The organism is Streptomyces sp. NPDC060031 (genome assembly GCF_042736805.1).
GTDB lineage: Bacteria > Actinomycetota > Actinomycetes > Streptomycetales > Streptomycetaceae > Streptomyces.
On the sequence record NZ_JBHWVM010000064.1, the window covers coordinates 36,220 to 46,720 of the forward strand.

Sequence of the window (10,501 nt, forward strand, 5' to 3'; positions counted from 1 at the left end):
CGGCGCGCCCCCCCGCCCCCGGCGGGTCGCCCGGGTTCTGGGCGGGGCGGGCCATGGGGCCCCCATCGGTGCGGGGGGGGGATTGGGGGGGGGGGGGCGGGGGGGGCCGGCCCCCCCGCGGCACCAGTGGCTCACTTGCCGGCCTTGATGACGACCTTGTCCAGACGCGGACGCAGGCCAACGGCGTGGTTGCGGTTCATGCTTTTCACCTCCTTCGGATGCTCGGGGTCTTTCTGGCATCCCCGCCGTCGTGGAACGCGTCGCAGCGACGGCAGGGAAGTTCAAGGGGGCCTGAGGGTTCCGGGCCCGATTCAGCGGGCGGAACCGCTCGGCGGTTCGTGAGTGCGTGGAACAGCGGGGTCAGGACGAGAAGTCGATCGATCCGTCCCTGCGGCCCCGGCCGACCCACAGGCCGTACGCCAGCCGGGCGGCCACGAGCCATCCCGCCCCGACCAGTCCGAGGAGCAGCACGGGGGCGAGCTGCTCGGACCATGTGCTGTCGGCCCGTAGTGCACGGACCGCCCGCAGGCCGTGGGTGAGCGGCAGCAGATCGGCGATGGCCCGCACCCAGCCCGGCCAGTAGCCGGTGGGCACCTGCACCCCGCAGATCGCCATCATCACCAGGTAGGCGACGTTGGAGACGATGCTGCGCATCTCCCTGGCTCTCAGCACGAACGCGGCGAGGAACAGTCCCAGGCCGTAGGTGGCCCCGGCCGTGGCGGCCACCAGCGGTACGAGGAGCAGGAGTTGCCGTGGTGTCCAGTCCACTCCGAAGAACGGGCCGATCGCCACGAGTGCGATGCAGGACGTCGCGGTCCCGCTGACGAGCCACTGCAGACTCCGCCCGACGAAGACCCAGAAGAGTCCGGCCGGCGAGGCGACCAGCAGCGGCATGGTGCCTGCCCGCCGCTCCCACGTCGTGGACGCCACCACCTGCATGGCCTCGATGACGCAGATCATCAGACCGTTCCCGACCAGCAGGAACTCCTCCTGGCTGCCGTCGCCGAGCACCCGTCCGGCCAGTGTGAAGAACACCACCTGACAGGCCATCCGGGCGACCCAGCCGAACAGCCAGGTGGACCAGGTGTAGCTCGCCGCGAAGTCCGCCGCGGCGTTGGCCGCGCTGTAGCGGACCACGGCCATCCGGCCGGCCAGGGCGTTCATGCGTACCCCAGGGTTCCGAGGGAACGGACCCGGCGCAGTACGGACCGCATGAGCAGGATCGTCACCGCGTATCCGAGCCCGCCCAGGGCGACGATCGCCGCGAGCCGCTCGGGCACGTGGTGCACCGGGCCCGTGGCCATCGAAGCCCGCAGCAGATCCGCCTCCCAGGAGAGGAAGACGAGCCGGCTGAGCGGCTGGAGCCAGTCCGGCAGCATGGCGACGGGCACGAGGATGCCGCCCAGCAGGTAGAACGGATAGCTCAGGCTGTTCTGGAAGGTCCGGGCCGAGCGGGCCAGGACGAACAGCGCCGCCATCGTCCCGGCCGTCCCGGCCATCGCGAACGCTCCGGCCACGATCCCGGCGAGCAGGATCCACGGATGCCCCACCGAGATCGGAACCTCGAACAGCACCCGGGCCACGACGACGGATTCACCGAAGGCCAGCAGGCTGACCGCGACGATCGCCGAGATCCGTCCCACCATGAGCGTGGCGAGCGACGCCGGTGTCGCGACGATGGCCTCCAGCGTGCCCAACTGCCGTTCCTGGCTGACCAGATCACCCGCCACGAACAAGGCCATCGACCACTGTGCGATGAAGGCCGGTGCCAGCACCGCGTAGGGCATGAGCCCGACACGACCGGCGTGGTCGGCCATGGAGAGGAGCACCACGGTGTAGAGCGGGACCGTGATGAGGACCTGGAAGTCCCCCAGTGACCTCCGTGTCAGCCGGAGCTGATGACGAAAGCCCTCTCCATAGATTCTGGACAGTCCGGGAAGTCCGGGAAGTCCGCGAGGCCTCAACCCGCCACCGCCATTCCGCGGTCGCCGACCAGGTGGAGGTAGAACTCCTCCAGGCTCGGCGGCGCGGTCGCCACCGAGGTCACCCCGGCGTCGAGCAGCAGCCGCAGCACCTGCCCGCCGGCTCCGGCGGCGCGGACGTCGACGACCAGCGTCCCGTCCTCCTGTGTACGGACGTCTCCCACCCCGGGCAGCTCACGCAGCCGCGGCAGGATCTCGCCGGGCACGCCACGGGCGGTGACCCGCTCGTACCTGCCCAGCCAGTCGGCCAGGGATCCGGGCTGGGCGTTCGCCACCACGCGGCCGCCGTCGATCAGCGTCACCTGATCGCACAGCTCCTCCGCTTCCGCCATGTCATGGGTGGTGAGCAGGACCGTCCGGCCGTCCGCCCGAAGCTCCCGGACCAGCGTCCGGAAGTCCCTGGCGGCCACCGGGTCCATGCCCGTGGTCGGCTCGTCCAGGAAGAGGACCGAGGGCTCGTGCACCAGGCCGCGGGCCAGGTGGAGCCGCTGCTTCATGCCGCGCGAGAAGGTCTCCGCCCGCTGATCGGCACGCCCGGTCAGACCGACCCGGTCCAGTACCCGGTCCACCCGCTCGGCCAGCCGGCCGCCGCGCAGACCGTAGAGGGCTCCCCAATGGCTGAGGTTTTGACGCGCCGTCAGCTTTCCGTACAGGCCGCGGTCGCCACCGAAAACGATGCCGAAGTGCGGCCGCAGCGCACGGGCTTGCGTCACCACGTCGTAGCCCAGCACCCGGACGGTACCGGAGGTGGGAAGCAGCACGGTCGACAGGACCTTGCACAGCGTGGTCTTCCCCGCCCCGTTGGGGCCGAGCAGACCGTGGATCTCCCCGCGGCCGACCATGAGGTCGACCCCGTCGAGCGCCACCAGCGGGTCCGGCGTCTTGCGACGCATCCCCTTGACCGCGGGATACACCCGGCGCAGGTTTTCGACTTCGATCACGCTCACGATGTTCCGCCTCCTCCCTGGCCGGCTGCCCTGACAAGGAAGACATTGCCCGGCGTCGATAGACGGCCGATCTACTGGCGGGCGGCTGCGATACACGCCCGCTCTATCGAGGTTCGAGCGGCGAGCCGCACCCCGGCGCCACGGCGTCACGGCGTCACGGCCGCGATGGAGACTTCCGGTAGCGGGGATTCACCGCCCGGCCACGAAAAGTTACTTACCAGCCAGTAGACATGGGGGCGGCGATTGTCCAGTGTGGTCGCGTACATGCCAATGCGTGACCGAGGAGCGTCCCCCATGCGCAGCACCCGCCGCACCCGTTCGACCCGCACCGCCGCCGCCGCGGTGGCGGCCGCGGCCGCCGTCCTGGCACTGGTCCCGGCCGCCGCCGCCCAGGCGGCCCCCGCCGCCGCACCCGCCGCACCCGCCGTATCCGCGTCCGCTTCGGCATCCGCGCCCGGCGGCAACGCCGCGATCCTCGGCATCGACTACGCCACCTGGCAGCGTGACGTCGCCGCCGTGATCGACGCGGCCCGCCCCGCGATCGAGCAGCGCATCGCCTCCTCACAGCCCGGCGAGAAGCCCGCGATCGTCCTCGACATCGACAACTCGTCGCTGGAGACGGACTTCCACTGGTTCTGGACCTCCCCGACCCCGGCGATCTCCAAGGTGCGCGAGCTGACCCGGTACGCGAACGACCGCGGGGTGGCGATCTTCTTCGTCACCGCCCGGCCGGGGATCGTGTACTCCCTCACCGAGCGCAACCTCAAGGCCGTCGGCTACCCGGTCTCGGGACTGTACGTGCGGGACCTGCCCGCGCTCTTCGGCGAGGTCAGCGCGTACAAGACGGCCAAGCGGGCCGAGATCGAGGCGCGCGGCTACACGATCATCGCCAACATCGGCAACAACGCGAGCGACCTCGTCGGCGGCCACGCCGAACGCACCGTCAAGCTCCCGGACTACGGCGGCAAGCTCTCCTGACCGGCGTCCTCAGACCTCGTCGGCCACGCCGTCGTTCTCCTCGCCGCCGTCCCGCGGGGGATGGCGGATGACCTCGATCAGGAACCAGAGGGCAATGCCCCCGATGTAGACCAGCAACAGGACCACACCACTGCTCATACGGGCGGTGTGCCCGGCCCGGCGGGCCGGAACACGCGCTTCCATACATCGCGGGGTGACTGCGGTTCAGCGAGTGGATGTCGTGGGTAGTGATACCCCATCGCACGAGTGAAGGATCCGGGCCCGACCCCTCGCCAGGGGGCCGGGCCCGGCGCCTTTGCCCCGCCCGGCCAGTGCGGCGGCCGGGAAGGGTTCACGGCACCAGGCCCTCTCCACGAGCTAGCTCGCCCCGTACACCGGCTGCGGCGGCTCGGAGGCCGCGAGGAGTTTCGCCGCGGCCTCCCCCGCCTCGGAGGGGGTCCACCGCGCGCCCCGGTCGGCGGTGGGGCCGGGACGCCAGCCCTCCATCACCGCGATCCGGCCGCCCTCCGCCTCGAAGACCCGGCCGGTGACCCCGGCCGAGGCTTCCGAGCCGAGCCACACCACCAGCGGCGACACGTTCTCCGGGGCCATCGCGTCGAACGCCCCCGGGGCCGGCGCCGCCATCGTCTCCGCGAAGGCCTGCTCCGTCATCCGGGTCCGCGCCGCCGGGGCGATGGCGTTGACCTGGACCCCGTAGCGGCCCATCTCGGCCGCCGCGACCAGGGTCATGCCGAGGATGCCGGCCTTGGCCGCGCTGTAGTTGCCCTGGCCGACCGAGCCCGACAGCCCGGCACCGGAGGAGGTGTTGACGACCCGGGCCGCGACCTGGCGGCCCGCCTTCGCCTCCGCCCGCCACCAGGCGGCCGCGTGCTTCAGCGGCAGGAAGTGGCCCTTGAGGTGGACCCGCATGACGGCGTCCCAGTCGTCCTCGTCGAGGTTGACGAGCATCCGGTCGCGCAGGAAGCCCGCGTTGTTGACCAGGGTGTCGAGCCGGCCGTACGCGTCGAGGGCCGCCGCCACGAGGGAGGCCGCACCCCCGGTCGTCGCGATGTCCCCGCCGTGCGCCACCGCCTCGCCGCCCAGCGCCCGGATCTCCGCGGCGACCCGCTCCGCGGGGTCGTCGGGGCCCGGCAGCCCGTCGAGGCCGACACCGAGGTCGTTGACGACGACCCGCGCCCCCTCCGCGGCGAAGGCCAGGGCGTGGGCCCGGCCCAGCCCCCGCCCCGCGCCCGTCACGATGACCACACGGCCTTCGGCAATGCCCATCTCAGCTCTCCTTGTTCACGGTTGCCGCATCCAAAAACGCCGGGCGCTCCCCGCCCCCGTGCACCAGCAGGCTCGCCCCGCTCACGTACGCCGCCCGGTCGGAGGCGAGGAAGACCGCCGCCGCGCCGACGTCGGAGGGGTCGGCCAGCCGCCCCAGCGGGACGGTCGCACCGACCGCCAGGACGCCCGCCTCGTCGCCGTAGTGCAGGTGGGCCAGTTCGGTCCGCACCATGCCCAGGACCAGCGTGTTCACCCGTACCTCGGGGGCCCACTCCACGGCCATGGAGCGGGCCAGGTTCTCCAGTCCCGCCTTGGCCGCCCCGTACGCCGCCGTGCCCGGGGAGGGCCGGGTGCCGCTGACGCTGCCGATCATCACGACCGAGCCGCCCGCCGCACGCAGCCAGGGGCGGGCGGCCAGCGAGGCCGTCATCGGTGCGACCAGGTTGAGCTCGACGACCCGGGCGTGCCGCTGCGCCCCGCTCTCCCCCAGCAGCCGGTACGGGGTGCCGCCCGCGTTGTTCACCAGGCAGTCGAGCCGCCCGTGGCGGGCCGCGACCGCCTCGAAGAAGTCCTGTACGGCGGCCGGATCGCGCAGGTCGAGGGGCACGAAGGAGGCTTTGCGGCCCTCCGCCTCGACCGGATCTTCCGGCGGCCGCCGGGCGCAGACCACGACCTGCGCCCCTGCCGCGAGGAACGATCGTGCTATCCCGGCGCCGACGCCCCGGGTTCCGCCGGTGACGACGACGACCCTCCCGTTGAGCTCCATCGGCTGCTACCTTCCTCACCTAACAAATGTTTGGTGGAAAGGTAGCTGATCCGCTCATGGGTGTCTCCACCTCAAGCCCCGGCAAGGGCATCGCACTCGTCACAGCCGACTTCCCGCCCGTCAACGCGCTTCCCGTACAAGGCTGGTACGACCTCGCCGACGCGCTGCGCTCGGCCGGCCGCGACCCCGAGGTGCGGTGCGTGGTCCTGGCGTCCGAGGGCCGCGGCTTCAACGCCGGCGTCGACATCAAGGAGATGCAGCGCGACACCGGCCACGCCTCCCTCATCGGCGCCAACCGCGGCTGTTACGAAGCCTTCGCCGCCGTGTACGAGTGCGAGGTACCGGTCGTCGCGGCCGTGAACGGGTTCTGCCTGGGCGGCGGCATCGGCCTGGTCGGCAACGCCGACGCGATCGTGGCGAGCGACGACGCGACCTTCGGCCTGCCCGAGCTGGACCGGGGCGCGCTCGGCGCGGCCACCCACCTGGCCCGCCTGGTCCCCCAGCACCTGATGCGCACCCTCTACTACACCTCGCGCACCGCCACCGCCGCCGAACTGCACGCGCACGGCTCGGTCTGGAAGGTGGTCCCGCGCGCGGAGCTGCGCTCCGCCGCCCTGGAGCTGGCCGCCGAGATCGCGAAGAAGGACGGCTACCTGCTGCGGCTGGCCAAGGCGGCCATCAACGGCATCGACCCCGTCGACGTGCGCCGCAGCTACCGCTTCGAGCAGGGCTTCACCTTCGAGGCCAACCTCAGCGGGGTGGCCGACCGGGTCCGCGACACCTTCGGGAAGGGACAGGGACAGAGCTCATGACGGACAAGACGATGACCCCCGAAGAGGTGGTCGGGCAGCTGCGCAGCGGAATGACGCTGGGCATCGGCGGCTGGGGATCGCGGCGCAAGCCCATGGCCCTGGTGAGGGCACTGCTCCGCTCCGGGATCACTGATCTCACCGTGGTCTCGTACGGCGGCCCCGACGTCGGGCTGCTCGCGGCCGCGGGCCGCATCCGCAGGCTCGTCGCCCCTTTCGTGACCCTGGACTCCATCCCGCTGGAGCCGCATTTCCGGGCCGCCCGCGAGCGCGCCGCCTTCGCCCTCACCGAGCTCGACGAGGCCATGTTCATGTGGGGCCTGCACGCCGCCGTGAACCGGCTGCCCTTCCTGCCCGTCCGCGCCGGCCTCGGCTCCGACGTCATGCGGGTCAACCCCGAGCTGCGCACCGTCACCTCCCCCTACGCCGACGGCGAGGAGTTCGTCGCCGTCCCGGCCCTGCGCATGGATGCGGCCCTGGTCCACCTCAACCGCGCCGACCGGCTCGGCAACGCCCAGTACCTGGGCCCGGACCCGTACTTCGACGACCTGTTCTGCGAGGCCGCCGACGCCGCGTACGTCTCCTGCGAGCAGCTCGTGGAGAGCGCCGAGCTCTCCAAGTCCGGCCCCCCGCAGTCCCTCCTGATCAGCCGGCACTCCGTCACCGGGGTGGTGGAGACCCCGAACGGCGCGCACTTCACCTCCTGCGCCCCCGACTACGACCGCGACGAGGCCTTCCAGAAGCTGTACGCGACCACCCCCTGGCCCGAGTTCGCCGCCCGCTTCCTGTCCGGCGGGAGCGAGCACGACTACCAGTCCGCCGTCCGGACCTGGCACGAGGAGCAGCAGTGACCACCGCGACCGCCACCCGAGCCGAGTACTGCGTGATCGCCTGCGCCGAGGCCTGGCGCGACAACGGCGAGGTGCTCGCCAGCCCGATGGGCCTGGTCCCCTCCTTCGGGGCCCGGCTCGCCAAGCGGACCTTCTCCCCCGATCTGCTGCTGACCGACGGCGAGGCCATGCTCGTCGGGCTGGACGGCACGGTCGAGGGCTGGCTCCCGTACCGGCGCCACCTGACGATGGTCACCGGCGGCCGGCGGCACGTGATGATGGGCGCCAGCCAGATCGACCGGTTCGGCAACCAGAACATCTCCTGCATCGGCGCCTGGGAGCAGCCGGTGCGCCAGCTGCTGGGGGTGCGCGGGGCGCCGGTGAACACCCTCAACAACCCGGTGAGCTACTGGATCCCCAAGCACTCCACCCGGGTCTTCGTCGAGCGCGTCGACATGGTCAGCGGCGTGGGCCACGACCGCGCCGAGGCGGCCGGGGTGACCCGCTTCCACCGGCTCCCGCGCGTGGTCAGCGATCTCGGTGTCTTCGACTTCGCCGGCCCGGGCCACAGCATGCGGCTCGCGTCCCTGCACCCGGGGGTCACCGTCGATCAGGTCCGGGCGGCCACCGGTTTCGAGCTGGCCGTCGATTCCGTCGCCGGCGAGGTCCCGTACACCCGCGAGCCGACCGGCGCGGAGCTGCGGCTGATCCGCGAGGTCATCGACCCCAAGGGCCTGCGCGACCGCGAAGTACGGGTCTGAGGGGGCCGCGGCCATGGAGACGGCATTCACCAAGCTGGTCGGGACCCGCTACCCGATCGTGCAGACGGGCATGGGCTGGGTCGCCGGGCCCCGGCTGGTGTCCGCTGCGGCGGGCGCGGGCGCGCTCGGCATCCTGGCCTCGGCCACGATGACCATGGAGCAGCTGCGGTCGGCGGTCCAGGAGGTCAAGTCCCGTACGGACGCCCCCTTCGGGGTCAACCTGCGCGCGGATGCCGGGGACGCGGCCGAGCGCGCGCAGCTGATCATCGACGAGGGCGTACGGGTCGCCTCCTTCGCCCTCGCCCCGTCCAGGGAGCTCATCGCACGCCTCAAGGACGCGGGCGTGATCGTGATCCCGTCCATCGGGGCGCGGCGGCACGCGGAGAAGGTCGCGGCCTGGGGCGCCGACGCGGTGATCGTGCAGGGCGGCGAGGGCGGCGGCCACACCGGGGACGTGGCCACGACGGTGCTGCTGCCGCAGGTGGTGGACGCGGTGGACATCCCGGTGGTCGCGGCGGGCGGCTTCAGCGACGGTCGCGGTCTGGTCGCGGCGCTGGCGTACGGGGCCGCGGGCATCGCGATGGGCACGCGTTTCCTGCTGACGTCCGACTCCACGGTGCCGGACGCGGTCAAGGCCGAGTACCTCAAGGCCACGGTCAAGGACGTCACGGTGACGACGGCCGTGGACGGGCTGCCGCACCGGATGCTGCGCAGCGAGCTGGTCGAGTCCTTGGAGCGGTCGGGCCGCGCCGGGGCGCTGGTCCGCGCGGTGCGGCACGCGGCCGGCTTCCGCAGGCTCTCCGGGCTGACCTGGTCGCAGATGGTCCGGGACGGTCTGGCGATGAAGCACGGCAAGGACCTGTCGTGGAGCCAGGTGCTGCTCGCCGCGAACACCCCGATGCTCCTCAAGGCGTCCATGGTCGAGGGCCGTACGGACCTCGGTGTCATGGCATCGGGCCAGGTCGCGGGCGTGATCCAGGATCTGCCGTCCTGTGCGGAGCTCGTCACCCGCGTCATGGCCGAGGCGCGACAGGCACTCGACGCGCTCGGGGCGCTGCACTCGCTCCGCACCCTGCCACCAGCAGGGTGAATCCCCCTGCTCCCCACCCTCCCCACACTCCCCAGGAGTCGCCACCGATGAGCAGTGTCAGAATCCGCCTGGTGACCGCGGTGCTCGCCGCCGCCCTCGCCGTCGGGGCTCCGTCCACCGTCGCGTACGCGACGCCGGCCGCCCGGCACCAGGCGCATCAGGTCCAGACTGCGGAAACGATCCGCCAGATCCCCCTCCAGGGCGCGGTCAACGTCCGCGACCTCGGCGGCTACCGCACGTACACCGGCGGCCGGGTCCGCCAGGGGCTGGTCTACCGCTCAGACGCACTGGGCAAGCTGACCGCCGCGGACCTCACCACCGTCGCCGGTCTGGGCCTCACCAAGGTCGTCGACTTCCGCATCCCGATGGAGCTCCAGTACGACGGCGCCGACCGGCTGCCGGCCGGACTCGCCCCCACCTCCCGCCCGATCAGCGACCTCGGCCTGTACGGGACCCTGGTCGGGGCGATAGCCACCGGCGACCCCGTGAAGCAGGAGCAGATGCTCGGCGGCGGCCGCGCCGAGGCCTACATGCGCGACATCTACCGCACCTTCGTGACCAGCGCCGAGAACCGGGCGCAGTTCGCGGCCACCGTGCGGGAGGTCGCGGACGCCGGGCAGGGTCCGCTGCTGTACCACTGCACCTCCGGCAAGGACCGGACCGGGTGGCTGAGCTACGTGCTGCTGCGCTCCCTGGCCGTCCCCGAGGGCGCGGCCGCGCAGGACTACCTGGCGTCGAACACCTTCCGCGGCGCCTACGACGCCCAGGTGCGGGCCGGGCTGAAGCAGTCCGGCCGGATGCAGAACCCGGACCTGCTGATCCCGCTCCAGGAGGTCCGCCAGGACTACCTGGACGCGGCGACCGCGCAGATCGAGGCCGACTACGGCAGCTTCTACGGCTACCTGACGGACGGCCTCGGCCTGGACCTGCGGACCCTGGCGAAGCTGCAGGCCAAGCTGGTCCGCTGACCGTCCCGCCGGAAATGCGGAACGCCGGGCAGCGCGTGTGCGCTGCCCCGCGTTCCGTACGACAACGCGTGCCGTCAGGCCGAACGGCGGCGGCCCAGGCCGGC

The 10,501-nt window shown here is 72.2% G+C and carries 12 protein-coding genes; 6 read left to right on the forward strand and 6 right to left on the reverse strand.

Translation table 11 applies throughout. From position 1 onward, the window contains the following. Positions 1-360: 360 nt before the first annotated feature. The 3 genes from ACFWB8_RS25420 to ACFWB8_RS25430 are packed head-to-tail and all read right to left on the reverse strand — an operon-like array spanning position 361 to position 2,929. Positions 361-1,164: an ABC transporter permease gene (locus ACFWB8_RS25420; protein ID WP_385231418.1), complete on the reverse strand. Its 804-nt coding sequence runs from the start codon at positions 1,162-1,164 to the stop codon at positions 361-363. After that, positions 1,161-1,964: an ABC transporter permease gene (locus ACFWB8_RS25425; protein ID WP_385231422.1), complete on the reverse strand. Its 804-nt coding sequence runs from the start codon at positions 1,962-1,964 to the stop codon at positions 1,161-1,163. The genes ACFWB8_RS25420 and ACFWB8_RS25425 overlap by 4 nt, the downstream gene beginning before the upstream one ends. Then, on the reverse strand, positions 1,961-2,929 hold the full coding sequence (locus ACFWB8_RS25430; protein WP_385231425.1) for an ATP-binding cassette domain-containing protein: 969 nt from the start codon (positions 2,927-2,929) through the stop codon (positions 1,961-1,963). The genes ACFWB8_RS25425 and ACFWB8_RS25430 overlap by 4 nt, the downstream gene beginning before the upstream one ends. 294 nt (positions 2,930-3,223) lie before the next feature. Here ACFWB8_RS25430 and ACFWB8_RS25435 point away from each other — a divergent pair, with 294 nt between their 5' ends. Continuing rightward, on the forward strand, positions 3,224-3,907 hold the full coding sequence (locus ACFWB8_RS25435) for an HAD family acid phosphatase (protein WP_385231429.1): 684 nt from the start codon (positions 3,224-3,226) through the stop codon (positions 3,905-3,907). A 9-nt stretch (positions 3,908-3,916) separates the two neighbouring features. Here ACFWB8_RS25435 and ACFWB8_RS25440 read toward each other — a convergent pair whose 3' ends face one another. The 3 genes from ACFWB8_RS25440 to ACFWB8_RS25450 form a co-directional block, all read right to left on the reverse strand. After that, positions 3,917-4,045 (reverse strand): hypothetical protein, encoded by a 129-nt coding sequence (locus ACFWB8_RS25440; RefSeq protein ID WP_385231432.1) that lies wholly within the window; start codon positions 4,043-4,045, stop codon positions 3,917-3,919. A gap of 219 nt (positions 4,046-4,264) precedes the next feature. Continuing rightward, positions 4,265-5,173, reverse strand: a complete 909-nt coding sequence (locus ACFWB8_RS25445; RefSeq protein WP_385231435.1) for an SDR family oxidoreductase — start codon at positions 5,171-5,173, stop codon at positions 4,265-4,267. A gap of 1 nt (position 5,174) precedes the next feature. Then, positions 5,175-5,939: an SDR family oxidoreductase gene (locus ACFWB8_RS25450; RefSeq protein ID WP_385231438.1), complete on the reverse strand. Its 765-nt coding sequence runs from the start codon at positions 5,937-5,939 to the stop codon at positions 5,175-5,177. A gap of 56 nt (positions 5,940-5,995) precedes the next feature. Here ACFWB8_RS25450 and ACFWB8_RS25455 point away from each other — a divergent pair, with 56 nt between their 5' ends. The 5 genes from ACFWB8_RS25455 to ACFWB8_RS25475 are packed head-to-tail and all read left to right on the forward strand — an operon-like array spanning position 5,996 to position 10,397. After that, on the forward strand, positions 5,996-6,751 hold the full coding sequence (locus ACFWB8_RS25455; protein ID WP_385231441.1) for an enoyl-CoA hydratase family protein: 756 nt from the start codon (positions 5,996-5,998) through the stop codon (positions 6,749-6,751). Beyond that, the gene (locus ACFWB8_RS25460) at positions 6,748-7,599 is read left to right on the forward strand and encodes a CoA transferase subunit A (protein ID WP_385231444.1); all 852 of its coding nucleotides are present in this window, start codon (positions 6,748-6,750) and stop codon (positions 7,597-7,599) included. The genes ACFWB8_RS25455 and ACFWB8_RS25460 overlap by 4 nt, the downstream gene beginning before the upstream one ends. Next, complete coding sequence (locus ACFWB8_RS25465; protein ID WP_385231447.1) at positions 7,596-8,339, forward strand: CoA-transferase subunit beta; 744 nt, start codon at positions 7,596-7,598, stop codon at positions 8,337-8,339. The genes ACFWB8_RS25460 and ACFWB8_RS25465 overlap by 4 nt, the downstream gene beginning before the upstream one ends. A gap of 13 nt (positions 8,340-8,352) precedes the next feature. Next, positions 8,353-9,429, forward strand: coding sequence for an NAD(P)H-dependent flavin oxidoreductase (locus ACFWB8_RS25470; RefSeq protein WP_385231450.1), 1,077 nt, complete (start codon positions 8,353-8,355; stop codon positions 9,427-9,429). A gap of 47 nt (positions 9,430-9,476) precedes the next feature. After that, positions 9,477-10,397 carry a tyrosine-protein phosphatase gene (locus ACFWB8_RS25475; RefSeq protein ID WP_385231453.1) on the forward strand — a complete coding sequence of 307 codons (921 nt, stop codon included), beginning with the start codon at positions 9,477-9,479 and terminating at the stop codon, positions 10,395-10,397. Positions 10,398-10,501: the final 104 nt, after the last annotated feature.